At 33.7% G+C, this 26934-nt stretch carries 26 protein-coding genes and 1 tRNA gene; 16 read left to right on the forward strand and 11 right to left on the reverse strand.

The annotated features are described in order from the left end of the window. Window positions 1-6 precede the first annotated feature (6 nt). The 4 genes from AC5LWZ_RS09650 to cydC all read left to right on the forward strand — a co-directional run bounded on the left by AC5LWZ_RS09650 (window position 7) and on the right by cydC (window position 5539). Window positions 7-660, forward strand: a complete 654-nt coding sequence (locus AC5LWZ_RS09650; RefSeq protein ID WP_181414634.1) for an NAD(P)H-dependent oxidoreductase — start codon at window positions 7-9, stop codon at window positions 658-660. A gap of 545 nt (window positions 661-1205) precedes the next feature. After that, entirely contained in the window at window positions 1206-2159 is a 954-nt protein-coding gene (gene trxB / locus AC5LWZ_RS09655; RefSeq protein WP_198200524.1) for a thioredoxin-disulfide reductase, read from the forward strand. 15 nt (window positions 2160-2174) lie between these two features. Beyond that, window positions 2175-3914 (forward strand): heme ABC transporter permease/ATP-binding protein CydD, encoded by a 1740-nt coding sequence (cydD, locus tag AC5LWZ_RS09660; RefSeq protein WP_493463593.1) that lies wholly within the window; start codon window positions 2175-2177, stop codon window positions 3912-3914. Beyond that, a complete protein-coding gene (cydC, locus tag AC5LWZ_RS09665; protein WP_493463594.1) occupies window positions 3908-5539 on the forward strand; it encodes a heme ABC transporter ATP-binding protein/permease CydC in 1632 nt (543 codons plus the stop codon). The genes cydD and cydC overlap by 7 nt, the downstream gene beginning before the upstream one ends. A 209-nt stretch (window positions 5540-5748) precedes the next feature. On the opposite strand, the gene AC5LWZ_RS09670 is transcribed toward cydC, so the two are convergent. Then, window positions 5749-6993 (reverse strand): hypothetical protein, encoded by a 1245-nt coding sequence (locus AC5LWZ_RS09670; RefSeq protein ID WP_493463595.1) that lies wholly within the window; start codon window positions 6991-6993, stop codon window positions 5749-5751. Window positions 6994-7654: 661 nt separating this feature from the next. Here AC5LWZ_RS09670 and rsfS point away from each other — a divergent pair. The 9 genes from rsfS to AC5LWZ_RS09715 all read left to right on the forward strand — a co-directional run bounded on the left by rsfS (window position 7655) and on the right by AC5LWZ_RS09715 (window position 14795). Continuing rightward, window positions 7655-7972, forward strand: coding sequence for a ribosome silencing factor (rsfS, locus tag AC5LWZ_RS09675; RefSeq protein WP_294883737.1), 318 nt, complete (start codon window positions 7655-7657; stop codon window positions 7970-7972). 4 nt (window positions 7973-7976) lie between these two features. Continuing rightward, window positions 7977-8447 (forward strand): 23S rRNA (pseudouridine(1915)-N(3))-methyltransferase RlmH, encoded by a 471-nt coding sequence (gene rlmH, locus AC5LWZ_RS09680; RefSeq protein ID WP_110447423.1) that lies wholly within the window; start codon window positions 7977-7979, stop codon window positions 8445-8447. Window positions 8448-8460: 13 nt separating this feature from the next. After that, window positions 8461-8925: an rRNA maturation RNase YbeY gene (gene ybeY / locus AC5LWZ_RS09685; protein ID WP_294883723.1), complete on the forward strand. Its 465-nt coding sequence runs from the start codon at window positions 8461-8463 to the stop codon at window positions 8923-8925. 86 nt (window positions 8926-9011) lie between these two features. Beyond that, entirely contained in the window at window positions 9012-9884 is an 873-nt protein-coding gene (corC, locus tag AC5LWZ_RS09690) for a CNNM family magnesium/cobalt transport protein CorC (protein WP_110447421.1), read from the forward strand. Next, window positions 9877-11418 carry an apolipoprotein N-acyltransferase gene (lnt, locus tag AC5LWZ_RS09695; RefSeq protein WP_493463596.1) on the forward strand — a complete coding sequence of 514 codons (1542 nt, stop codon included), beginning with the start codon at window positions 9877-9879 and terminating at the stop codon, window positions 11416-11418. Before corC ends, lnt begins: the two co-directional genes overlap by 8 nt. 226 nt (window positions 11419-11644) lie before the next feature. Further along, entirely contained in the window at window positions 11645-12553 is a 909-nt protein-coding gene (locus AC5LWZ_RS09700) for a glutamate/aspartate ABC transporter substrate-binding protein (RefSeq protein WP_110447419.1), read from the forward strand. A gap of 82 nt (window positions 12554-12635) precedes the next feature. Continuing rightward, the gene (locus tag AC5LWZ_RS09705; protein ID WP_110447418.1) at window positions 12636-13370 is read left to right on the forward strand and encodes an amino acid ABC transporter permease; all 735 of its coding nucleotides are present in this window, start codon (window positions 12636-12638) and stop codon (window positions 13368-13370) included. Window position 13371: 1 nt separating this feature from the next. Beyond that, the gene (locus AC5LWZ_RS09710; RefSeq protein WP_198247476.1) at window positions 13372-14073 is read left to right on the forward strand and encodes an ABC transporter permease subunit; all 702 of its coding nucleotides are present in this window, start codon (window positions 13372-13374) and stop codon (window positions 14071-14073) included. Next, window positions 14070-14795 (forward strand): amino acid ABC transporter ATP-binding protein, encoded by a 726-nt coding sequence (locus AC5LWZ_RS09715; protein WP_198220721.1) that lies wholly within the window; start codon window positions 14070-14072, stop codon window positions 14793-14795. Before AC5LWZ_RS09710 ends, AC5LWZ_RS09715 begins: the two co-directional genes overlap by 4 nt. Before the next feature lie 75 nt (window positions 14796-14870). Here the strand turns inward: AC5LWZ_RS09715 and recD are convergent, their stop codons facing one another. Further along, complete coding sequence (recD, locus tag AC5LWZ_RS09720; RefSeq protein ID WP_493463597.1) at window positions 14871-16727, reverse strand: exodeoxyribonuclease V subunit alpha; 1857 nt, start codon at window positions 16725-16727, stop codon at window positions 14871-14873. 24 nt (window positions 16728-16751) lie between these two features. Further along, window positions 16752-18329, reverse strand: coding sequence for a DUF4139 domain-containing protein (locus tag AC5LWZ_RS09725; RefSeq protein ID WP_493463598.1), 1578 nt, complete (start codon window positions 18327-18329; stop codon window positions 16752-16754). A gap of 230 nt (window positions 18330-18559) precedes the next feature. Between AC5LWZ_RS09725 and nadR the strand changes: the two genes are divergently transcribed. Both nadR and pnuC read left to right on the forward strand, forming a co-directional pair. Next, a complete protein-coding gene (gene nadR, locus AC5LWZ_RS09730) occupies window positions 18560-19792 on the forward strand; it encodes a multifunctional transcriptional regulator/nicotinamide-nucleotide adenylyltransferase/ribosylnicotinamide kinase NadR (protein ID WP_493463599.1) in 1233 nt (410 codons plus the stop codon). A 5-nt stretch (window positions 19793-19797) separates the two neighbouring features. Beyond that, window positions 19798-20502, forward strand: a complete 705-nt coding sequence (pnuC, locus tag AC5LWZ_RS09735) for a nicotinamide riboside transporter PnuC (protein WP_493463600.1) — start codon at window positions 19798-19800, stop codon at window positions 20500-20502. Between the two features lie 71 nt (window positions 20503-20573). Here pnuC and AC5LWZ_RS09740 read toward each other — a convergent pair whose 3' ends face one another. The 6 genes from AC5LWZ_RS09740 to AC5LWZ_RS09765 all read right to left on the reverse strand — a co-directional run bounded on the left by AC5LWZ_RS09740 (window position 20574) and on the right by AC5LWZ_RS09765 (window position 24077). Then, window positions 20574-21200, reverse strand: coding sequence for a protein-L-isoaspartate(D-aspartate) O-methyltransferase (locus AC5LWZ_RS09740; RefSeq protein ID WP_110447412.1), 627 nt, complete (start codon window positions 21198-21200; stop codon window positions 20574-20576). Window positions 21201-21205: 5 nt separating this feature from the next. Continuing rightward, window positions 21206-22228 carry a tRNA pseudouridine(13) synthase TruD gene (truD, locus tag AC5LWZ_RS09745; protein ID WP_294911178.1) on the reverse strand — a complete coding sequence of 341 codons (1023 nt, stop codon included), beginning with the start codon at window positions 22226-22228 and terminating at the stop codon, window positions 21206-21208. A gap of 26 nt (window positions 22229-22254) precedes the next feature. Continuing rightward, a complete protein-coding gene (ispF, locus tag AC5LWZ_RS09750; RefSeq protein WP_198220731.1) occupies window positions 22255-22728 on the reverse strand; it encodes a 2-C-methyl-D-erythritol 2,4-cyclodiphosphate synthase in 474 nt (157 codons plus the stop codon). 12 nt (window positions 22729-22740) lie between these two features. Continuing rightward, on the reverse strand, window positions 22741-23379 hold the full coding sequence (gene ispD / locus AC5LWZ_RS09755) for a 2-C-methyl-D-erythritol 4-phosphate cytidylyltransferase (protein WP_220000075.1): 639 nt from the start codon (window positions 23377-23379) through the stop codon (window positions 22741-22743). 68 nt (window positions 23380-23447) lie between these two features. Further along, window positions 23448-23738 carry a cell division protein FtsB gene (gene ftsB, locus AC5LWZ_RS09760; protein WP_198200554.1) on the reverse strand — a complete coding sequence of 97 codons (291 nt, stop codon included), beginning with the start codon at window positions 23736-23738 and terminating at the stop codon, window positions 23448-23450. Window positions 23739-23759: 21 nt separating this feature from the next. Continuing rightward, on the reverse strand, window positions 23760-24077 hold the full coding sequence (locus tag AC5LWZ_RS09765; protein ID WP_034902173.1) for a TusE/DsrC/DsvC family sulfur relay protein: 318 nt from the start codon (window positions 24075-24077) through the stop codon (window positions 23760-23762). Between the two features lie 193 nt (window positions 24078-24270). Between AC5LWZ_RS09765 and AC5LWZ_RS09770 the strand changes: the two genes are divergently transcribed. After that, a tRNA-Ser gene (locus tag AC5LWZ_RS09770) sits at window positions 24271-24358 on the forward strand. Window positions 24359-24970: 612 nt separating this feature from the next. Here the strand turns inward: AC5LWZ_RS09770 and AC5LWZ_RS09775 are convergent. Both AC5LWZ_RS09775 and AC5LWZ_RS09780 read right to left on the reverse strand, forming a co-directional pair. Then, a complete protein-coding gene (locus tag AC5LWZ_RS09775) occupies window positions 24971-25741 on the reverse strand; it encodes an MBL fold metallo-hydrolase (protein ID WP_198247471.1) in 771 nt (256 codons plus the stop codon). Beyond that, window positions 25738-26160, reverse strand: coding sequence for a hypothetical protein (locus AC5LWZ_RS09780; protein WP_493463601.1), 423 nt, complete (start codon window positions 26158-26160; stop codon window positions 25738-25740). Before AC5LWZ_RS09780 ends, AC5LWZ_RS09775 begins: the two co-directional genes overlap by 4 nt. Between the last annotated feature and the right edge of the window lie 774 nt (window positions 26161-26934).

Raw genomic sequence — 26934 nt, forward strand, 5'->3', positions numbered from 1 at the left:
GACACTATGGATAAACTATCTCTAGCTTTCGAGTTTAGACACGCTTGTAAACGGTTTGATGAATCAAAAAAAATTAATCATGAAGATCTTGAAGCAATTTTAGAGGCTGGTCGTTTATCACCTTCATCATTTGGGATGGAGCCTTGGCATTTTGTAGTTGTCGATAATGCAGATATTAAAACTGAATTACGTGCTATTTGTTATAACCAAGAGCAAGTTACTAGTTGCTCACACTATGTGATTGTACTTTATCGGAAAGCCAGTAACTTTACTTCACAAAGTCACTATTTACGTCAAGCTGTAGCGAGAACGTTACCTGATCAAAATGATCAAACCGCAATTGATATTGCTTGCCAAGATTTTATTAATTTTACTAAATTTGGTTTAGCAAATGGTTTAACTGTAAATCATTGGTCAGAAATGCAAGATTATCTAGCTGCAGCAAATATGATGACAGCAGCGGCTTATCGAGGTATAGATTCTTGTGCTATTGGTGGATTTGAACATGATAAAGTCATACAGATTTTAGAAAAACATATTCCACAGTTTAGTGGTGAAACTTTTGGAGTTGGACTCTGTTTAGCATTTGGTTATCGAGTTAATGAGCAACAACCACATATCCGCTGGTCACTTCAAGATGTAACCACTTATTTATCATAATCAATTACAAATTTCCTTCTGTCGCCAACCGGCGGCATGAAGGCCAATATCTAAAAAATCAATTCATCAACGGATACAATATTGCAACATTAACGATAGCGACTGAAAAATAAATTTAATACCAAATAAAATATTACCAATTTACAGATCACTAATATTTTTTGCTTGGAATTTGGAGTTTTTTACCCACTTTGTTTTAGCTAACAGAGCTTCCACTGTTTATTGTGAGGGTGTAATCATAGTATTTGCTTTTAAATGAAACTGATTTAATCTCATTATTTAATAACAATAATCTTTAAGATCTAATTGAAAACTTAAAAAATTAATATAAACAACACAAAACGTTTAAACGTAAAACCTAATAAAAAAAATAAAAATATAAAGAAATAAAAAATTCAATAGCGATTCAAATTATCACCGCTACCTATCGCTATGATAACCAATTTTTTTGCACGATAAAGCTTGATAATGTTAGACTTATCAACTATAAATTGCGCTAACCATATTCAAATTAGCCAGAATATTAGAATAAAGAAGGATATAACATGAAGACCAAACATGCCCGTTTATTGATACTAGGGTCAGGACCTGCTGGCTACACAGCGGCTGTTTATGCTGCACGAGCAAACTTATCACCAGTATTAATTACTGGTACGCAACAAGGTGGGCAGCTTACTACAACCACCGAAATAGAAAACTGGCCGGCTGGCGACCCGGAACTTACTGGGCCAGAATTAATGATAAAAATGCAACAACAAGCAGAACGATTTAATACAGAAATCATTTTAGATCATATTGATCGTGTTGACTTTAGCCAAAAACCATTCAAACTTTTTGGCAGTGATACTGAATATAGTTGTGATGCATTAATCATCGCAACAGGCGCATCAGCACAATATCTTGGTTTACCATCGGAGGAAGCATTTAAAAGTAAAGGAGTGTCAGCTTGTGCTACTTGTGACGGTTTCTTCTATCGTAACCAAAAAGTTGCTGTTGTCGGTGGAGGCAATACTGCTGTTGAAGAAACTCTCTATTTAGCCAATATCGCTAGTGAAGTTCATTTGATCCATCGTCGTGATGGTTTTAGGGCTGAAAAAATATTAATGGACCGCTTATATGAAAAAGTACAAGAAGGTAAAGTTATATTGCATACCCATCAAATTATTGATGAAATTCTAGGTGATAATATGGGCGTAACAGGAGTTAGAATTCGTAGTAGCCAGGATCCCAATATTAGCGAAGAAATTAATGTAATGGGCGTTTTTATTGCTATAGGTCACAAACCTAATACTGCTATTTTTGACGGCCAACTTGAACTAAATAATGGCTATATAAAAGTGCAATCAGGCACACAAGGTAATGCAACTCAAACTAGCATTGAGGGTATTTTTGCTGCCGGTGATGTTATGGATCATATTTATCGACAAGCAATTACATCAGCTGGAACGGGATGTATGGCAGCGTTAGATGCTGAACATTATTTAGACAATTTAAAATAGAATCAGCTAAATAATATGTCTTTAGATAAACAACGCCAAACTTATTTACTTAACTGGTTAAAACAACACACCAAAATACACAAGTCAGATTTACGGGCTTCGGTTTTAACTGGATTTATGTTAAGTATTTTAATGATTGCTCAAGCAGCTTTTTTGGCGATTATTTTACAAAGATTAATTATTGAACAACAGTCTTTTTTGACGGTTATTCCTTACTTTTTATCTTTAATTTTCATTTTACTGGCTCGAGGATCGTTAATTTATTTTCGTGAAAAGATTAACTTTGCTTTAGGTCAAAAGATCCGTAAACAAATTAGAAAAAAATTAATCGATCAGTTTGAATTATTTGGTCCTGCTTATTTAAATCAAAGCACTACCGGAGCATGGAGTACGTTAGTTATTGAACAAGTCGATAATTTACATGATTTTTTTGCTCGTTATTTACCGCAAATGCGTTTAGCCAGCATGGTACCAATATTAATTTGTATTGCTATCTTCCCTTTCAACTGGGCTGCTGCCGTTATTTTGCTTTGCACAGCCCCCCTGATCCCTATTTTTATGATTTTAGTGGGAATGGGAGCAGCTGACATTAATCGACGCCATTTTAAAGCGTTAGCTTATTTAAGTGGCCATTTCTTAGATCGATTAAAAGGACTTAACACAATTCGTTTATTCCATCAAGGTGAACAACAAACGGAAGAAATCGTTCGAGCATCTGAAGATTTCCGAGTTAAAACCATGCAAGTGTTAAAAATGGCCTTTTTATCCTCTGCTGTGTTAGAGTTTTTTACCTCAATTTCAATTGCTATTGTGGCTGTCTATTTTGGTTTTTCTTATTTAGGCGAATTTGATTTTGGTGCCTATAATGGAACTGTTACTTTATTTGCTGGTTTTTTTGCATTAATTTTAGCACCTGAGTATTTTCAACCCTTACGAGATCTCGGAGTCTATTATCATGCTAAAGCCGAAGCTATTGCTGCTGCTGATAATATCGAAACTTTTTTAAATAAAAATTTACCGAAACAAGTTGATAACGCTCAGCCAAAAACTAACTTGAATCAATTGCAAGCAAACAATTATCTAGATATTGGGGTTTTAAAAACAATTGAAGCCAAAGATCTGATCGTACTATCCAATGAAGCTCTGCCGATTGTTGGGCCACTTAGCTTTTCATTACATGCGCCCTTTAAACTAGCTTTAATTGGCACTAGTGGTGAAGGAAAAAGCTCGCTCATGCAAGTATTACTTGGATTTTTGCCTTATCAAGGTTCACTCAAAATTAATGGTATTGAATTTAATCATTTAGATTTAAAAAGTTGGCAACAACAAATAAGTTGGATTGGCCAAAATCCTTATCTCATTAACGGTTCGATTCGTGAAAATATTCTACTTGGTAAACCCACTGCAACCACTAGTGAGCTTGATGAAGTGATAGCCAAAGCACAATTATCTGATGTTATCGCTAAACTGCCTGAAGGAGTGGAGACACAGGTCGGTGATGATGCGGTACGATTATCAGTAGGACAAGCCCAACGTGTAGCGCTTGCCAGAGCAATGCTAAAACCTTGCCAATTACTAATCCTAGATGAACCAACCGCAAGTTTAGATAAACAGACAGTAGAATTGTTAGCACCATATGATATTGCCACTAACAGTATTACCATAACTCATCAACATGATGATATGCATGATTTTGAGCTAGTTTGGAAACTTTCAAAAGGACAAATTAACGCTATTAAGGAGAGTTCATGCTAACGCTATTACGTCCTTATATTGCTCTTTATAAGCACTACTTTTGGCAAATCGTTATTGGGCTTAGTTTATCTATTCTTACGCTATTTGCCAGTGTCTTTTTGCTCTCATTATCGGGATGGTTTTTAGCCTCTACAGCCGTTGTAGGTGTTGCAGGTTTATATACCTTTAATTACATGTTACCTGCAGCTGGTGTAAGAGCAGCAGCAATTACCCGAACAGCATCACGCTATGTTGAGCGCTTAGTTGATCATAACACTACCTTTAAAATTTTAGCTTATTTAAGAACGTTAGCATTTAGAAAGATTTTACCACTCAGTGCTAACCAATTAGCTCAATATCAAAAAGCTGATTTACTTAACCGTTTTATTGTCGATATTGATGCACTTGATCATCTCTACTTAAAACTATTTTCACCAATTGTTACAGCATTAGTCATGATTTTGTTGCTGTTTGTCGGGCTAAGTTATATCAATTTACCCATTGCCTTAATCATTACTATCGTGTTAACAATTACCTTACTTGCTATACCTGTCATTTTTTATCATGCAGGCAAACAGTTAGGAGAAACATTAGCTAAACAACAAAGTGAATATAGGGCGTTATTAATTAATTATTTACAAGGTCAAGCTGAACTAACGTTATTTAATGCGCAACATCGTTATCGTACAAAACTAGATAAACTTGAATCAGACTGGCTTTTTCATCAACAACGCCAATCAACATTAATGGCACTATCAAGTGCGCTCGTCGTATTGATTGCTGGTTTTTTAACTTTATTGGTACTGTGGTTGATCACTCAATACACATTATCACCTTTAGTTGCCTTATTTGTTTTTGTTTGCTTGGCTAGTAGTGAAATTCTAGCGCCCATACCAGGAGCATTTATCTTTTTAGGACAGGTATTAACATCCGCAACACGCACAACAACTTTATTTAACCAAACACCTCATATCAAATTTATTGAACAAGGCAAAACTATCGATTTATCTATTGCTAAACTACAATTCGATGACATTAGTTTTAGTTATCCCAATCAACCTTTTGCTATTTTAAGTCACTTTTCATTAACCATAAATTCCGGTCAACATGTTGGTTTAATAGGTAAAACTGGCTGCGGCAAATCAACACTGCTTAATTTAGTTACTCGCACATGGGAAGCAAACTCTGGAAAAATTTTGATCAATGATATTCCAGTTGATCAACTTGATGAAGCTACACTCCGCCAAACCATTGCGGTTGTACCTCAGGTTATTACTATTTTTAGTGATACACTTAAACAGAATTTGCTAATTGGTAACCGACAGGCATCTGACCAACAGTTGATCGATGTATTACATCAAGTTGAACTATCAAAATTGTTAGCAACTGATCAAGGTTTGAATTTACCATTAGGACAAGGTGGGCGCGCTCTATCTGGCGGCGAAATTCGCCGTATCGGCATTGCTCGAGCATTATTACATAACTCACCACTAATCCTAATGGATGAACCAACTGAAAGCCTTGACCAACAAACCGAACAGCAGATCATCGAGCTGATTAAACAAATCTGTAAGAATAAAACATTACTAATGGTCACCCATAGATTAACCGATAGTCCATTGTTTGATCGAGTGGTTGAATTGTAAGTTTTAGATTTAGATAACCGATTCAGGACATATTAATTAATAGAGTAAAATTTATCTTCAAAATGACTCTCAATTAACTAACTGTGATTATTAAATACACCCCATACCATCTTTGGATGATATGGGGTGGTTTATTCCTATATAATCTATATTATTTTTTACTAAAGTGTATTTATTATGGCAATTAGCTAATCAATACATAATTAACACTAAGGCGTAACACAGACGGCCAAAGTTTTTGTAGTAATATCTCTACGATGAACATCTGCATCATCTGAATATACCACAAACCCAGTTCTTGAACTTTGTAAATCAACTGTCCAATAAAAAGTATTAGAAAAATTAGCGCCAACATAGTAATCCATAAATCCCCACTCCGAGAAAAAACCAGCATTGATTGTGCGTTGATAACGATTATTCGGTGATGATGGCGTTGCACCGACAGCGCCTACACAACGATCGTCAGATAAAGTGCCTTGACAAGAAGCATTGGTTAAATCTTTAACTTGTGCAAGACGATAACCAATATTTTTGCACCAGTACAACGCTTGAGAATAAGTACTATTAATACGACGCTGGACAAACCACTGTCGTAGCACAAAACCATATTTTACTACTTCTTTACCATTGCTATCTTTACCAACTAATTCAAAAGTTTGTGGTAAATCAGGTTGAGTTATCGGGTCAGGAGAACTTGTGTTCCATTGAGAAGCGGAAGCTACAGGGCCGGTTAATGTAACACGAACACTAGTATTGTTTGAATTAGGTCTCATAGTTGCCGTAATGCCACTTCGCGTAACGGGTGTCCATGTCAAAGGCCCATTATAACCACCAATGTCTAAATCAAAATATAGATGATCAGCACCAGTTGTAGGAAAATTTAGATGATAAGATGATGGTGTCGTTGACTGGGTTAAAAAACCTTTATAGGTATTCCACATCCATTCTGGACCTCGATAGTCTACAATATCACCATTAACCCTATCCTTTTCTCCACCATATTTTAAGTTGGGTTTTGCAAAACAAACGGATGGTGATGCTTTAGGATTAATATAATAGCTGACACTACCAGTACTAAAACTACTTCGATTAGGAAAACCATAACGTGTAGTTAAATAACCAGCAGAACTACTCAATGATAGTTTATACGGAGAATTACAAATTGATGGTATTTCATTACGAGGCACAGATCTATTATTTTTATCAACAATGGTTAAAGTTAAATCGCCAGTAGCTGAAATATTATTACTTCCTTGACCATCACCATCATCATCGCCCCAATAGTTATAAGGTGCCCCAATAAGTGTATTCATTGCAATTTTATTAATATTGGTCGGAACTAACATACCTATATCAGCAAAACTATCACCAACACGGGGTAATTCAATTGGCGTTATCAATGAATCATTTGTTTCAGGGGTAATTTTTCTACCATCAGATAAGGTTATTGCCAATAGATTATTTGTATCAGTAATACGAGTATGACCTTTATCAAAAGTTAAATATGGTGCACTACCATGAATAACGTTAGTTGTATATACTGATAATGCATAACTACATGGTGAAAAGGATAAAACTAAAACAACTGCTATAACTAAAAAAAACGGTAAGAATAAAATAAATCTTATAAATTGAGGAAAAATTAAAATATTGAGAAATATAAAACTCTGATTGCAATAATGAAATAATTTTAAATTATAGGTTGGGCAGATTTGGTGTTTGGTGTTTGGTGTTGTAAATTATAATGCATAGCGACAATCCTGTCAAGTAAACTTATGTTTTATTTGGTTTTTTTAATTCTTTTCGACTAAATACTCGTCGATTATTGTACTTAAAATCTGCTAAAAGTATAGTAACTGAAAATAACCAATGCAACTGCTTTTTAAAAGTTAAATTGTTAACTTTTGTAAATATTATTAGTGAGATAACCAGTTAAATCATATTTTCAATCCGTTAAAAACCCCTTTTCTTTATTTTTTTGATTAAAATAGCTCTTGTTAAAATTTTTTTTGTGACTTTTTAAAAATAGAGAGTTATTTCAGAGAAATTCTATTTTCAAGGCGATTAAAAAAAAATATGTTATACTAATGCTTTATTTAAAATTGTAGAGAGATTATTTTGCAACAATCATTACAAGATTTTATTATTGATAAAATTGATGACCTTAAAGGCAAAGATATTGTTACCCTTGATGTTCGTGGTAAATCAAGTATTACCGATTATATGATTATCTGTACAGGCACATCTAACCGTCATGTTGCATCAATAGCAGGACACTTACTTGATGAAGCAAAAAAACAAGGCCATCTTGTATTAGGAAGTGAAGGCCAATATGATGCTGATTGGGTGGTAGTTGATATGGATTCTGTCATTGTACATATCATGCAAGAACAGAGCCGACAACTTTACGAACTCGAGAAACTTTGGAGTTAGTGACGTGAAAATACAGCTTATTGCTGTTGGCAATAAAATGCCCAATTGGGTAACCACTGCTTTTAATGATTACCAATCCCGTTTCCCCAAAGATATGCCTTTAGAACTTATCGAAATAGCAGCAGGAAAACGGACTAAAAATGCCGATATTGTGCGAATTTTAGATAAAGAAGGTGAATTAATGCTAGCTGCATGCGGCAAAGGTAATCGCATTGTCACATTGGATATTCCAGGCAAACCTTATACGACCCATGATTTAGCAAAACAACTTGAACGTTGGAAAACCGATGGTCGTGATGTCAGTTTGTTAATTGGCGGTCCTGAAGGTTTGTCGCCAGCCTGTAAAGCGGCTGCTGACCAAAGTTGGTCATTATCGCCTTTAACATTGCCTCATCCATTAGTACGAGTCATTGTTTCTGAAAGCCTTTATCGTGCATGGAGTTTAACGGCTAATCATCCTTATCATCGTGAATAGGTCGAATTATAAAATGAGCACTATTATTTTAGATTTGCAAATTGCTAGTGAGCATCATGAGAATCTACCAACAGAACAACAAATTATGCAATGGCTAGAAGTGATCTTACCGCAATTTATGGATAATGCCGAAATTACTATACGTATTGTCGACGAAGAAGAGAGCCAACATCTTAATTACACTTATCGTAATAAAGATAAACCGACAAATGTCTTATCATTCCCATTTGAATCACCAATTGAAATCGATGTGCCATTACTCGGTGATTTAGTGATTTGTAAACAAGTGGTTGAAATCGAAGCTAGCGAACAGCATAAATCATTAACATCGCATTGGGCACATATGATTGTCCATGGATGTTTGCATTTATTAGGGTATGATCATCTTCTTGACGAAGAAGCTGAAGAAATGGAAAATATCGAAATCGACATCATGGCACAATTAGGTTTTGATAATCCTTATCAACTAATTGATTAAATAAATATGACTAATAATCTGTTTAGATATTAGAACAATAACAATAAATCCAATTATATTTGGTATTACAAAAGGAAGAGAGCAAAATGAGTGATGATAATCACCGGAGACCCAAAAAAGGGTTTACATTATGGTTAAGTCAATTATTCAATTCAGAACCAAAGGATAAAGAAGAACTGATCGAAGTTATTCGTGAGGCTGAAGAAAACCAACTCATTGATCCTGATACCCTTGATATGATCGAAGGTGTAATGGATATAGCCGATCAACGCGTTCGTGATATCATGATACCCCGCTCTCAAATTGTAACAATCAAAGATAATTTCACCCTTGATGAATGTTTAGATATTATTTCTGAACATGGCCATTCACGTTATCCAGTAATTAGTGAAGATCGAGACCATATCGAAGGGGTTCTATTAGCCAAAGATTTACTCATTTATATTCGACAAGGTGTCAACGATTTTGATTTGAAAAAGATCCTAAGACCAACTGTTGTCGTTCCTGAAAGTAAACGAGTTGACCATATGTTAAAAGAATTCCGCATGCAACGCTATCATATGGCGATGGCGATTGACGAGTTTGGTGGTGTTTCAGGTTTAGTCACTATCGAGGATATTTTGGAACTTATTGTTGGGGATATCGAGGATGAATACGATGAAGTTGAAGATCGTGATATTCGCCGTTTATCACCATCAGTTTATTCTGTCCGAGCCCTTACTTCAGTAGAAGATTTTAATGAAATTTTTGCTACCACGTTTAGTGATGATGAAATGGATACTATTGGCGGACTGGTCATGCAACATTTTGGCCGTTTACCAATCCGTGGCGAAACGATTACTATTGATGGTTATCAATTTAAAGTAACCATTGCTGACCGAAGACGAATTATTCAATTGCATGTCACAATCCCTGAAAATGCCGCTATACCTAATTTAGAGCAATCAGAAAATGCTTAAGCAGATTTTATTGAGCTTTATCTTTGGTGCAATTGCTGTATTCAGCTATGCGCCCTTTCATATCTGGCCACTTGCTTTTGTAGCATTTGCTGGCCTTTTATGGTTAATTGCTGATAAACCGAAAAAGAAAGCAATGCTTATTGGTTTTAGCTGGGGAATTGGCTATTTTCTATCTGGTGCTCATTGGGTTTATATAAGCATTAAACAATATGGTGAAGTACCAACTCCGGTAGCGGTAATTATTTTAGGGCTTCTAATCGCATACTTAGCATTTTATCCTATGTTATTTGCATTATTGTTAAGAGTATGTGACAGCTTCGCACCAAAATTCTCAATAAAACAATTGGTTTTTCTAGCCCCTATATTATGGCAGCTTACTGAATTTTTACGTGGTTATGTTTTAACTGGTTTTGCTTGGTTAGAATTAGGATATAGTCAACTAGACAGTCCATTAAGAGGCTACTTCCCAATAGTTGGAATAAATGGTGTCACATTAATATTGACTATCTGCTGTGGTTTGGTCATCTATTGTTTAAATATGGCATTAAGCCACTCGACTAAAAAGCACCCAATTGGTGCAATATTCGCACTATTAACGCTCTTTATTGCACCAATATCATTCAATTTAATTAATTGGACAACAATTGACCACAGCCGTTCTGCTGATTTTAGCTTAATTCAAGGTAATATTTCACAATCTCTTCGCTGGACCAGAGAGCAACTAAATAATACTCTGCAAACTTATGGTTCATTAACCGAACAAAATCTTGCTAAAGATAAAATTATTATTTGGTCTGAAGCAAGTATCACAGATTACGAAATTAATCAGCAACCGTTCCTCCAATTTTTAGACAACGAAGCAAGAGCAAATAATAGTGAAATAGCTGTTGGTATTATTGATTACCGTTTAGAAAATTACGGTTATCAAGAAAATCCTGATATTTATAACACATTGCTAGTGTTAGGTGGAAAAACACCATATCAATACCCTAACACCAATCGTTATCAGAAACATCATTTAGTGCCGTTCGGTGAATTTACTCCTTTTGAATCATTACTTGATCCTATTGCGCAAATGCTTGATATCCCAATGTCATCCATGCAAGCGGGGGCTGAAAAACAACCACCACTTGAGATAAAAGGCTTTAAATTTACTACAGCAATATGCTATGAAGTTATTTTATCCGACTTAATATTGAAAAACTTTACGGCAGACACAGATTTTTTACTAACTGTATCTAATGATGCTTGGTTTGGTAACAGTATTGGCCCCAAACAACATTTACAAATGGCGCAAGCAAGAGCCTTAGAATTTGGCAGACCAATGATTCGTAGTACCAATACAGGCATTACAGCAATTATTGATCATCACGGTCAAATTGTTAAACAATTACCACAATTTCAAACTCAGGTTTTAAATTACAAATTATCACCTACCGTTGGTTTAACCCCTTATGCAAGGTTTGGAAACCTTTCCTATTACCTAATTATTTCAATACTATTTATTCTGATTTTTGTAAAAAACCGTCGCTAAGCAATATTTTGGCATAAATATTGCTTCTATATTATTGAAATTCAGAAAATTGGCTACGTTAAGAATTGATAAAGATCATAGAATTTCTTGACTGTAGCTTGTCCTTTTAAACGATAAATAAACAGTAAAAAGTACTTTTATGCTAAAAAATAAGTTATAATATACGCCCTTTGTAAAAATATTAAATTTATTTAATATGATACAAATTAAACAGTAGGAGATGAGTATGTACAAAAAGACAAAACTAACCAAATTAGTGTTATCATTAGCAATGCTAGGCCTAATGAGTGGTGCCGCAGTTGCAGAAGAACTAAGTGGTACATTGGCTAAGATCAAAGAAAGCGGTGTAATTGTTGTTGGTCATCGAGAGTCTTCTATCCCATTTTCCTACTATGGTGAAAAACAAGAAGTTATCGGTTATTCTCAAGATTACTCTAACTTAATTGTAGATGCAGTCAAAAAAGAACTAAACTTACCGGATCTTAAAGTTAAATATTTACCTGTTACTTCTAAGACTCGAATTCAATTACTAAATAACTATACCTATGATTTTGAGTGTGGTTCTACAACAAACAATCTTGAACGTCAAAAGACTGTAGATTTTTCTGACAGTATTTTTATTGTAGGTACCCGATTCCTTGTTAAAGCAGATAGTAATATCAATAGTATTGAAGACTTAAAAGGAAAAAATGTGGTGACTACCGCTGGTACTACATCTGAAGTCCGTTTAAATCAAATCAACAATAAAGAAAAATTGGGTATTCGTATTATTACACCAAAAGATCATGGTGATGCATTTAATGCTCTCGAAACTGGTCGAGCTGTAGCATTTTTAATGGATGATGCACTTTTAGCGGGCGAACGTTCACGTGCAATTAATCCTGCAGAATGGAAAATTGTCGGTGAGCCATTATCTTATGAATCTTATGGTTGTATGTTAAGAAAAGGTGATACCCAATTTAAACAATTAATGGATAAAACCATTGCTGATGCCCAAAAATCAGGAAAAGCATTAGAATCTTATAACAAATGGTTCACTCAGCCTGTTCCACCAAAAGGAGCGAATATGGCTCTAGAAATTTCACCAAAAATGGTTGAGCTTTTTGCAAATCCAAATGATAAAGCATTAGATTAATACTTTTCTTATCTTTCTAATCCTATGTACTAAATGGTCGTTACATTTAGTACATAATCTAATTTAGTGAAATAAATATATTATGAGTTTCAATTGGACACTATTTCTTGAATCCACCCCGTATGGTGATGGAATTTACTTAAACTGGCTTTTGGACGGTATTATTGTAACCGTTTCATTAGCGGTTACTGCTTGGATCATTGCATTCATACTAGGATCACTAGTGGGAATCTGTAGAACATTAGAAAATAAATTTCTAAATCGTTTTGCAGCCGGTTATATCCAACTATTCCGTAATATCCCATTACTAGTACAAATGTTTTTATGGTACATGTTATTTCCAGAAATTCTATCTGGAAGTTTAAAAACATGGTTTATATCTGGCTTATCACCGGATGTTAGTGCATTTATTACGGCAGCAATTGCTTTAGGTTTGTTTACTTCTGCGCGTATTGCGGAACAAGTTAGAACCGGTATTCAAACTTTACCTAAAGGTCAACGTTATGCCGCTATTGCACTTGGTTTAACAAATCGACAAGCATATATGTATGTTTTACTACCTAACGCTTATCGTCGTATTATTCCACCACTTACGTCTGAAATGACCAATATCATTAAAAATTCATCAGTTGCATCCACCATTGGATTGATAGATTTGATTGGTCAAATAGATCGCATTAACGATGCAACCAACAGCATTGTTGAAATATTATGTGGAGTAACAATTGCATTTATGTTGATAAACTATGCCGTACTTACCATTATGCGTTTTGTTGAAAAACAAACCCGCTTACCTAATATGAGTCATGGAGGATAATATGCAACTACTAAATTGGATTGCAGATATACCTTCATTGGTATTAAACAATTATCATTTACTATTAAGTGGATTGTGGTTAACCGCTAAAATTACATTTACTGCCGTTGTATTTGGTATTGTTTGGGGGACAGTATTAGCTTTAATGCGTTTATCAAATAATAAACTACTAAATATTTTTGCTAAATGTTATGTCAATTTATTCCGTTCCATTCCATTACTGTTAGTTTTGTTATGGTTCTATTTAGCATTACCACAAGTTATTAAACATATATTTAATTTACCGCCTTATGCTGATGTTAGGATTGTTTCAGCAATGATTGCATTTGCTTTATTTGAAGCAGCTTACTATTCTGAAATCATACGAGCAGGAATTAATGCGGTTGCTAGAGGTCAATATCATGCAGCTTACGCATTAGGTATGACCAAAAGTCAGGCAATGCGTTTGATAATATTACCACAAGCATTTAGATCAATGGTGCCATTGTTGTTAACACAAGGTATTATCTTGTTCCAAGATACCTCTTTGGTTTATGTGATGAGCTTAATTGATTTATTTGGTGCCAGTGTGACCCAAATCGGTACAGTTCAGGGTGGCACAGTTAAATATTCAATGATTATTTTTGCAGCAATAAGTTACTTTATAATTTGTTATACTGCTTCTCGTTTAGTTAATTATTTCAAGAAAGGGATAAGTCGATGATCTCCTTACAAAATGTATCAAAATGGTACGGAAAATTTCAAGTATTAAAAAACTGTACTACAAGAGTAGGTAAAGGTGAAGTTGTTGTTGTTTGTGGGCCTTCTGGTTCAGGTAAATCAACACTAATCAAAACCGTAAATGCTCTAGAACCTATTCAACAAGGTAAAATTATTATTGATGGTACTGAGATTACTAATCCATCGACTAATTTAGCAAAACTGCGTTCAAAAGTGGGAATGGTATTTCAGCACTTCGAGCTTTTCCCTCATTTAACCATTTTGAAAAATTTGACACTTGCTCAAATTAAGGTATTAGGCCGATCAAACGAAGAAGCGCGTGAAAAAGCGCTATCGCTATTAGATCGTGTTGGCTTATTAGCTCATGCGGATAAATTCCCTGCTCAACTATCTGGCGGTCAACAACAACGTGTTGCAATCGCTCGAGCACTATGTATGGATCCTGTCGTTATGCTATTTGATGAACCAACCTCGGCTCTTGATCCAGAAATGGTTAATGAAGTACTAGATGTTATGGTTGAATTAGCTTATGAAGGTATGACAATGATGGTTGTTACCCATGAGATGGGCTTTGCACGTAAAGTTGCACACCGAGTAATCTTTATGGATGCAGGTGAAATCATTGAAGATACCTCAAAAGAACAATTCTTTACCAATCCACGATCAGATCGAGCTAAAGACTTTTTAGCTAAGATCATCCACTAATAAATAAAAAGAGCACCAACTATAATACAATAAGTTGGTGCTTTATCTTTATCAGCAATAATTTAAGTGTCGATACTATTGTAAAACATTTTTTATCTGTTCCACTAAGCCACTTTCTCGATGTATTTGACTTTTCACTACACGATCTAAAATTTTAGCATCAGCATAAATTGAAACTGTTTTTTTAGCCCTTGTTATTGCTGTATAGAGCAATGATCGATTAAGTAATGGTGAAAATTCTGTTGGTAGAATAATATTGACATGATCAAATTCAGAACCTTGAGATTTATGGATTGTCATTGCATAGGCTGTTTCATGCTCGGGTAATCGATAGGGAGAAAAGCCTTTAATAGAACCATCAGAAAAAGGGAAATAAACCCGTAGTTTTGAGTGATCATGTTCAGCCCTAAGTGTAATACCAATATCACCATTATATAAACCTAATGCGGTACTATTACGTAAGATCATAATTGGTCGGCCAATATACCATTGATCACGATTATTTAATTTAATCAATTTATGTTTGGTCAATAATAACTCAATTTGTTTATTTAACCCTCCTACCCCAAACTTACCTTCACGTAAAGCACACAGTAAACGACACTCAGCAAATTTGCCTAAAATACTGGCAATATCATTATTTTGATGATGTTTAATAGCATTTAGATAATTTTTATAATGTGCGACACAATCATCTAAAACAGCTTGGTAAGTTTGACTTGAAGATAATTCATAATAACAAGCATCTGGTAAAGATTTATTGGTTAGCAGTTTTTTAACCGCTTGCAATTGACCTTCTTTCACCGCATTAGCCAACAAGCCTATTCCTGAATACTCATTAAAACGATAACTTTTTTTCAATAAGCAAATACTATCGGTGATCATGCTTGCAGGTTGGTCTGCGATTGGAATAGCATAGCCAGTTAATCGACTTAGTTCATCCGCCCTAGATTGACTATATCCATTTAAAATAAAGTCACATAAGTCACCAAATACCGCACCTGCTTCCACAGAAGATAGCTGATCTTTATCACCCAACAAGATTAAGCGAGCACAATCAGGCAGAGCTTCAATGATTCTTGCCATCATATTCAGATCAACCATTGAAGCTTCATCAACCACAAGAACATCAATATGTAATTGATTGTGTTTATTATAATTAAATGAGCGATTATCAGTTTTTGCACCCAATAAACGGTGCAGAGTCACTGCTTCGGTTTTAATATTTAATGATTCAAAAGATAACTGTTCAATTGCTCGACTAAGAGATTCGGTTAACCTTGATGCAGCTTTGCCTGTTGGTGCTGCGGCCACGATTCGCGTGGTAGGATCATTTAACACTATTCCGGCCAAAATTTTAGCTACTGTGGTTGTTTTACCTGTACCTGGGCCACCTGAAATAATGGCTACTTTACGAGTTAGTGCCACCGCAACCGCAATTTTTTGCCAATCAACAGTTGTATTATCATCAACAAATAGTTGGTCAAGAATATTTTTTAAGTCGATCGGTTTACTTGATGCAATATTCAATTGTGGTTGATTAAAATACTGAGCAACATGACGTTCATCTAGCCACATACGTTGAAAATAAAGTTTATTTTCAATAAAAATAAGTGGTGCAAGTTGTTCTCCATCACTTACTACTTGTTTATTTGAAGCTACAATGAGTACATTAACCCAATCTTCAACGGTTGGAGTATTGAGCTCCTGCCAAAGTTGCGGATCAATAACTTGTTGATTCAGGCGAGTAATATCAAGACAAACATGACCTGACCTGACTTCTTGACTTAACGATATAATTAAAAAGGCAAAACGTTTGCTAATAATTTCATCGTTGCCATCAACTTTATTTACCAAAAATTGGGCCAAATGAAGATCAAGTAAACTGATCTGACTGTTTTGCTTAAATTGCTCGAACCAATTAGTTAACATAGGTTATACTTTATTTTATGAGGTTTATAAACCATATATATCTTCTTCTTTATCATTTGGATAAGTGAGTTTAAAACCTAAATTAAGATCTTTAGTTTCATTTGGATTTAAAGTAAATCGCCAAGTTAATAATCCAGTTTGTTTATCATATTGAGCACCATCATATTTGGTATCAGCAAGTATTACGGTTTTATTTAAAATTACCGGTAGCTGATCATTAACTTCTATATCAATTGGCAATGTTTTATTATTTTTGACATCAATAGTATAAGCATACTTTTGTGAAATATCATCACCAGATAGTAATGGAGTTGAGGTTTCTTTAACATTACGATTGCGGGCGATTAAAATGTTTTTATCACGTCCTAATGAAAAATCCAATGTCTCTTTAGCACTTTGGGTTGAGATAGTTGTCTCACCAACAAAATCTCCATTAAAGAAGATATTGGCTTTTCCTGAGAATAGATTCAGTTTATCCCAGTCTCTTATCTGTGCTAGTAAATAAACACTACTATCTAATTTAGGCGTTGAAATATAATGATAACTAGCTTCAACTTCTTTTGTCTGCAATGTAAGAATATTATTTTCACTATTGGTTTTGATAGTATGAGGTAATTTAACATCAAAATGGGTATTGATACCTAAAGTATTAACTTTGGTATTTTGGCCAGGTTCTACCAATCTTGATTTTGATTCTCGTTCGTAATATTCTTCTTTCTCGGACTTGGAAAAAAATAGACCACTTTTTTCACTATAAACATCAATATACCATGGATTAATTTCTGGGGCAGATATACCTTTACTTGGATTAGAGGTTGATAAACTAAAATCGACATTTTGCCAATCTAAACCACTGTTTTGATAAATTGCTGCTTTATAGGTCAATTGTAAAGGCGAATTAATATCGGCAACTCGGACATCATAAATTGGTTCCCAACCAGCTTCAGAGGTAACATATGAAAGTGTAATAGGTAATGTAATATCTTTATTGGAAATGACTTTGACAACAACCGCATTATGTAATTTGTCAGCTTCTTGCATTTCATCTATTTGGGTTTGGCATTGTTTAATTTGTTCATCTAACAAATCAATTTCTTTTTGTAATCGACTTTGTTCATTTAATGTCAAAATTAGATTAGCTTTCACAAAATCAAGTGCATTTTTCATGGCAACTAAATCAGCAGATCCACTTTTAACTAAACTATCTAAGCGATTACCTTGCAAAAGTGAAACTTGTTCATTCACCACTTTTAATTGAATTTCTACAATATCATGCTTTTCTTGTAGTTGTTGCAGTTTATCAATAACTTTTTGAATATCCTGATCATTATTAATACTTCCAGCATATTTATTATTTAATGATGTCGACAATATTTTGACATCATTATTACCAAAACCAACATTGATTGAATCAGGCTTAACATTATTAGCGATACCTGTTAATATGATTTCACTTTTACCTTTAGTTAATAAAACAGTTGACTGACCTTGTAATTCGGCACCTTGTAAAAACAAAGTTACTTTATTTAATGTAACATTATTATTTGCCAAAGCACTCCCTGAAATTAATGCAATCGCCAATGCAATTTTATGAATTTTCATATTAGCATTTCCCTATATCACCATGATTTTATTTATTAATCTACTAAATTAATGTAATTAAAAATATAATTATCTACAGTTTTTTATGATAAAAATACTCATTATTTTATATTTAATCAGCATAAGATTTAAATTACAAATCAAAAATATTTATTTTTTGTTTAGTATATTGAACATTTATAAAAAATGATGTAAATTTTGTAAAAAATAAAAAACGAAAAGGAGGCGGTATGGATGGTTTCAATTATTTAAAAGCAGCCATAAAACGCAAAAACTTATCATTACAGACTGTTGCTGATGCTTGTCAAATGACTAAAGGTTATTTGAGCCAATTGATTAATAATAAAATTAAAAATCCAAGCGCACAGAAATTACAATCACTGCATCATTATTTACAAATAGACTTAGCCAACAAAAATAAAAAAGTTGGAGTGATTTTTGGAAAATTTTATCCATTGCATACTGGTCATATTTATTTGATTCAACGTGCAATTAGCCAAGTTGATGAACTTTATATTATTCTTTGTTCCGACACCATCCGGGATATGGCGTTATTTGAAGAAAGTGCTATGTCACGCCAACCAACGATCAATGATAGGATTCGTTGGTTGTTACAAACATTCAAATATCAAAAAAATATCCATATTGAACTTTTAGAAGAAGATGGTATTCCGGCTTATCCAAATGGTTGGAATGAATGGAGTGATAGAGTCAAAAAATTATTTAAAGAAAAAGGCATTAATCCTAGTTGCGTCTATTCAAGTGAACCACAAGATGTAGCCATGTATAAAGATTTATTCGATTTAGACACAGTACTTATCGATCCTACTCGGCAATTTATGCAAGTCAGTGGTACTCAAATTCGTCAAGCCCCATTAAAAAATTGGCAATATATACCAACAGAAGTGAGACCATTTTTTGTGAGAACGGTGGCTATTCTTGGTGGTGAATCAAGCGGTAAATCGACATTAGTAAATAAATTAGCCAATATGTTTAATACCACTAGTGCTTGGGAATATGGCCGTGATTATGTATTTTCTCATCTTGGTGGCGATGAACGTGCATTGCAATATGCTGACTATGATAAAATTGCATTAGGGCATGCTCAATATATTGATTTTGCTATCAAACATGCTAATAAAGTGTCATTTATTGATACTGATTTTATTACCACTCAAGCATTTTGTAAAAAGTATGAAGGTAAAGAACATCCTTTTTTACAAGCTATGATCAATAATTATCGATTCGATTTAGTTATCTTATTAGGTAATAACACACCGTGGGTTGCTGATGGATTAAGAAGTTTAGGCAGTCCAAAACAACGAAAAGATTTTCAACAATTACTGATCTCATTGTTAGAAAAAAATCATATCAAATACATCCAAATTGATTCACCAGATTATGAAGAGCGTTATTTGCGAAGTATCGAACTAGTCAATCAACTTATTAATGATGAAGAGTAATAATTATGAATAAATTAAGCCATTTTGCCATAGCTATTGGCCGCAATAAATTTTATCCATTGTTTTGTATTATCTGTGTCACCGGAGCATATATATATACGGATCCAATTAATGATTTCAATTTACGCTATGCAGTATCATATGCTGGTGCATTTTTTGGCTTGTTATGTGTGATCTTATTAGCAAAACGAAAAAATTTAGGTAATGTGCTTGGTATGCTAGCGGTAATTGCTGAATGTTGTGCAAATTTCCTTGGGGGCAATATTGGGGCGGGTTTGCCAACGTTTTACTATTTTGGCTCACATATTTATGGCATATTAACTTGGCAAAAAAATCTAGATAATAATAAAAGCGTTAAAGTTCGTACTTTAAATGAAAATGCCTTTTTATATGCGTTAATATTCCTCATTGCGGCTGCTTTTTTCAATATTTATTTAACTAATGAAATCGGCGCAATAAATACCTCCTACCAACTTATTACTAACTGCTTTATATTCGGTCTGGGCGTAGTTGCTCAACTTTTATTAATGATGAGATATGCTTTCAATTGGTATTTATGGGTCTTATTAAATGTATTAGTTATTAGTTTAAATATTTATACTGACAATATTGTTATCGCAACCCAGTATTTAATTTATCTGTTTAATGCAATATACGGTATTTGTGAGTGGAAACTTTCCGAACAAAATGAAAAAGAGAAGAAAAATTAATTTTTAATAAATGAAAGAGAATAGTTAAATTGAAAAAGAAGCAAATAATCAAATTATTTGCTTCTTTTTCATTATTCTATATCGCCATCTACAAGCGGTACGAATTTCACTTCACCGATATTCTTGGTAATAAAATTATCACCATCGCGTTCAATTAATTGTAACGTTTGCTGATTTTTACCTACAGGTAATACTAACCGCCCTTTATCAGCTAGTTGTGTCAGCAGACTCGAAGGCACTTCCGTTGCCGCTGCAGTTACAATTATACCATCAAATGGCCCTCGTTCTGGCCAACCTTGCCAACCATTGCCATGACGAGTTGAAATATTATGGATATCTAGTAATTTTAATCTTCGTTTGGTATTCCATTGTAAACTTTTAATTCTTTCTACTGAACAAACATGATTTACTAACTTGGCTAAAACTGCCGTTTGATATCCTGAACCAGTACCGATTTCAAGTACCTTTGCATTAGGCGTTAAGTTTAATAACTCCGTCATTTTAGCAACAATATAAGGTTGAGAAATAGTTTGACCACTACCAATAGGTAACGAGCAATCATCATAAGCTTGATGTGAAAGCGCTTCATCAACGAACTTTTCACGTGGTATTGAAGCTATAGCCTCTAAAACACGATCATCTTTTATGCCCTGCTGGCGTAATAAGTCAATCAACCGCTGCCTTTTTAAACTTTGCATTTTAGTTACTCATTTTCAATAATCAATTCACGTAATACACTTGTTGCATAACAACCTGAAGGTAAATAAAAACTGATGTCTAAGTTATTTTCATCTCGCCATTGCCACTCTAGTTGCTCAGGGCGCAACAATATTGAGCGTCGCATCGTTTCAACGCGTTCCTTTCTAAATAACTCAGTAAAACAAGACCAATTTTCCAAACAACTTTGTTCAAATGTTAAAGCAATAGATTCAGTACCTAATCCTGAATCTCCCACCAAAGGAGCGGTAATATTAATCTCACCATTTTGTAAACGTTGCTGTAAAAGTGATAATTCCTCAGTTTTAGACAAAAACCAACTATTACTTTTTGATAATTGTAATATATCCCCATCAATAACTGTTTGCTGAATCTGGCGTTGAATCCTTTGACTGACTATATCATTAAAAATAGCACTTCGTGCCGCAGAAAGATAAAAGCTTCTTTTTTTACGGTCTTTAACTGAAATTTCACCATTGGCCCACTTTATTGCTTGATTAATATTATTTTGCTCACGTCCAAATCGTTGTTCGCCAAAATAATTAGGAACACCATGCTGTTTAATTAAGTCTAATTTTGATTCGACTTCTTGTTTATCAGTCAAATTTCTTAAAACAATTTTAAATCGGTTACCTTTTAAAGCCCCTATTTTCAATTTTTTATTATGCCGAGTAACCTGCAATATTTGACAGCCAGTTAAATCAAATTGTGAAAAATCTGGAGTATCTTGGCCAGGCATATGTAGACTAAACCATTGTTGGGTGACTGCTTGGCGATCTTTAAGGCCTGCATAACTGACATTTTTGGCTGAAATGCCAACATATTTAGCTAACTGTTCAGCCACAAAGACCGTATTACAATCTTTCTTTTCGAGATACACTAAAATATGTTCACCTTCACCAGTTAAATCAAAACCTAGTTCTTCGATAACAATAAAATCTTCATATTGTTGCTTATATAAACCATAGCTTGTTGGTTTACCATAAAAATAATTGAGTTGTGCTAACACGTAATCGCCTATTGTCTAATTTGTTTCTATTTCTTTGCTAATAACACTACGGCTTCACAAGCTATACCTTCTTTACGGCCAGTAAAACCCAATTGTTCAGTCGTCGTTGCTTTAACACTAATCTGATCAAAATGTACTTGCAAATCTTCAGCAATATTAACCCGCATTTGATCTACATGAGGTCTCATTTTCGGTTCTTGTGCAATAATGGTCGTATCTAAATTAATTAATTTATAACCTTTAGATTGGATAATACCATACACTTCTTTCAATAATAATCGGCTATCTATACCTTTGTATTTAGGATCTGTATCTGGAAACAATTTACCAATGTCACCTAAGGCCAATGCACCAATTAATGCATCAGTAATAGCATGTAAAACCACATCACCATCAGAATGAGCAACAAGACCAAACTGATAAGGGATTTTCACTCCAGCTAATATAATTGGTCCTTCACCACCAAATTTATGGACATCAAACCCATGACCGATTCGCATAATCTACCTATATTAATTTTGATTAGTTAAATAAAATGATGCTAAGTTTAAATCTTCTGGTCGAGTAATTTTTATATTATCTCGACGACATTCCACCAATAATGGATGACCACCACAATACTCTATAGCCGATGCTTCATCAGTAATTGCAATGTTATTTTTTAATGCTTCACTTAAACACATTTTAAGTTCACCAGCATTAAATAATTGCGGCGTAGCAGCGCCCCATAAATAAGTTCGATCGATAGAGTGATCAATAACAGTTTGATTATCTCTATAAGCTTGTTTAATCGTATCACTTAGTGGTGTTGCTAATATTCCACCCTTATTTTCTTGTAATACTCGATTTATTAATTTTGTAATATCTTCATGAGTCACACATGGCCTTGCGGCATCATGAACTAAGGCCCATTGGTGATCATTAACTAAATTCAAACCAGCTAATACAGAATCAGCTCGAGTTTCACCGCCATAAGCCACTTTAACATTGTCTTGCAAAGCGAGTTCAAGTGTATTAAAAAACTTATCTTCAGGACTGATGACCACCACTACACAGGAGATATTGGGATGAGTTAACAATTTTTGTATAGTATGTTCCAATATTGTCATTGGACCAATTTTTAGATATTGTTTAGGTAATTGGCTTTTCATGCGACAACCCACTCCTGCCGCAGGAACGATTGCGATAATATCACTATTATTTGTCACGTAATACCTTATTATTTTGCTTTAGAATCAATAATTATTCGATAAAAATACTCATTGGCTTTAACCATACCTAAATGGCTGCGCGCTCTTTCTTCAATCGCTTCATAGCCTTTCTGCAAATCGTCAACTTCCGCAAACATCTGTTCGTTACGTGCTTTCAACATATCATTCTCTCGATGCAGATTCTGTAATATTTGCACATTTTCTTGATAATCATAAATGTTATTCTTCCCATACCACAATGAGTACTGTAAATAACCCAGCACTAGTAGTAATAAAAATGGAATTTTCCACCTAATCATGAGTTTAATTTATCTCTTAACTTAAATACATTTAACAGGTTTTGGTAAGCCTGCTAGTTTAGTTGCTTGTTTAGCTGGACCATCAGGAAATAACTTATATAAATAGCGACTATTGCCCTTTTCTGGACCAAATTTTTTTTCCATTGCTTTAACCAATGCTCGAATTGCCGGTGAAGTTTTATATTCTAAGTAAAAATCACGAACAAATAAAATCACTTCCCAGTGAGCATCAGTTAACTCTATAGATTCTAAAGTAGCTAATTCAGGTACTAAATCAACAGTCCAATCCTGCCAATTTTTTAAATACCCTTTATCATCAGTGTCTATTTGATTTAACATTTTTCAAAACATAACTTAATATTTGCTGCGTATTATACTCGATTAATAAGATTGCAACACTAGTTTTGGCGAGTAAACAATCTAGTTTTGCTGAATTTCGCCCGAATTTGGCGAAAATTAAAGCAGTCGATAAAAAATATTAAATTTACTATTTACAAACAAGTCCGTCTCCTTTAATATTCACAGCCATTGCGGAAGTGTGGCTGAGCGGTTGAAAGCACCGGTCTTGAAAACCGGCGAGGGGCGACCCTCCCAGAGTTCGAATCTCTGCGCTTCCGCCATTTATTTTTATGGCAGAATCCACTGCAATGTAATAGAATCCACTAGAATCTTGGTAGTCATGAGGTTACGTGGATTTTTTTATTTCCGCTTTTTCATTAATCTTATGCTCATCCAGAGTAAATCATTTCAATCCACGCTTAGAACTTGTACCAAAACGTCCACCTAAAAATACTGGACCGTTTTGTATTTTTTATTAAATGCGCCTATCTCGTTCTACATAATTCAACACATTAAAAAAATGTTGGGGGATTATTCATGGCAAGGCTAATTGAAAAACTGACAGCTTTATCTGTGAAAAAAATAAATACAGCTGATTGTTATGACGATGGAGGTGGACTTTGCGCTAGAGAATCAGGAGCAAAATCTTAGATATTTCGTTTTAATTTTAAAAAGAGAGTATTGAATCAGACTTGGCGCTACATATATTGTTTGTTTGTCGGAAGTAAGAGAAGAAGCGCGCAACTGTCGAAAGTTGTTAAGAGAAAAAAACAGTTGAAGAAAACAAGGATGGTTATATTTATTTGGACGTAAAGTGAATGGTCGACAAACAAGCCATCACATATTTAAAGTTTTTAACATAACAGCACTATCATTAAGACAAAAAATATAGATTATATAAACTCTAATATATCACCAGTAGACATTTTTTTTGAATTTAATATTTTTTCTGCAATTTTACCTGTACAATGACATGTATAAAAATTAGTCGTATTTGTTTTTTTTAAAATTCTAAGCACGAATGGTAATTTTAATACAGAAAGCCCATTAAAATGTAATCCACCAACTATTGCATAAACTCTTTTATCCCCAGTTATTCTGATAGCTTTATTTATATGTTTCTTCAAACCAGCATGATTGCATCCGGTAATAATGACTAATCCCTTTTCTGAACAATAAACTAAACTAGAATCATCATTAATATAGTCTAACCTTATTTTATTATCAGTTTTAATAATTCCTGTGGGTAATTTGCATCCACCAACATCACCAAGAAATACCATTTTTTTTGTTAACCAAATAGCTTCTGTTGTTAACTTTATATCAAATTTTGTTTTCAATTTTTCCAAAGATAACCTGCCATCCGATCGAATTTTTAGTGGATTGATGGCATATCTTTTTTCTAATGCATCAGGATGCGCTATTAGCGTTATTTTTTCTAATGTATCCTGATTTATATTTACATGTTTTATTCCACCAGAATGATCATAATGACCGTGTGATAAAACTATATAAGTTATGTTATTTAGAGTTAAATTTTCACTCCATTCAGATCCACAATCCATTAGAATTTTTGTATTATCATCTTCAATATAGAAACTAACACCTTTATTGGGACTTAATTTGAAGCCTCTAATATCATTAATTAATAATTTTATTTTCATATACTACTCAAAACATGATTTTCCAAAAAAACTAACAAGCATGGTAAATTGAGATTTCCAAAGAAAGAAGTAGCAGCTCCATACCCATTTAATACATTATCCAATGAAGAAAGAGGGAAAACTCCAATATGAGATATATAATTATCAAAAATTTTATTTGATGTCACTAAATATCTTATTGCTCTACATGTTGCTGCATTTCCTGTTGCACATGTAGGCTTATTATTTTTAATAACCAGAAAATTCTCCCCACCGACTTCCATAAAAACGTCTTGGTTTGATTGTCTGAAAGCAGGATTGGATGTTATTTTGCTTTTTATATCTCTTTTAAATCTATCGGCCATATTTTTTTCACTAACATAGAATGATTTTATATCTACTTTAGAATCTTTTTTTATTTTTCTTATTAATTTATTCACATATATAGGCATAACGTAAGGCGATACAGCTTGTTTTCTATAGTGATTAGAGCCATCAATTTCTTCTCCGTCACTTTTTCCATGTAAAAATCATGTATTTCCATTTCTAATATAAGAACAGTGATATTTTTTTAGTCAGAAATGATGATAAACACAGTTCAGCTTGCCCAGCACCAATGATTACACTGTCGTAAGTCATGAATTTTATCCTCTAATAGATATATGTTGGGTGAGCATGTATCAATTCAAAGGTTATTTAATTGAATAAACTAGCTATATTAGATCTCTCATTCTTTTTTTTAAATGAAAATAATTGTCAAGGAATAAATAACTATTTGAAATATAAAGAGTTAAATAAATCAATAATTTTATTTTATAAAATGAAGTCAGCTTATTTGTTCAAGACAATATTAGTCACCCATTTATATAATGTCGTTAACTTTTCACAATCTAATAACCAAACAAGAGATGGAGTAACATAATAAAAAATAATATGGAAGTGGCTATGTCTGTGAATTTTTTACTCGGTTGTGAGGGTAATTATATTACGGGTCAAACTCTAGTTATTGATGGTGGAATGTCTGCTTAATGAAACAGTATTTTGTGATGCTGTTCATAGAAGCAATGATTAAAATAAAAGATGTAAATGGAGTGTACGATGGAAAACAACACCGATGACCGACAATTCAATGGTTTAACACGATATAAAAAATTGATTATTTTATCTGTTATTTTCCTTGTTTCAGGGATAGGATATTTCATTTTTTGGTACAT

The organism is Gilliamella sp. LMG 34362, assembly GCF_984569125.1.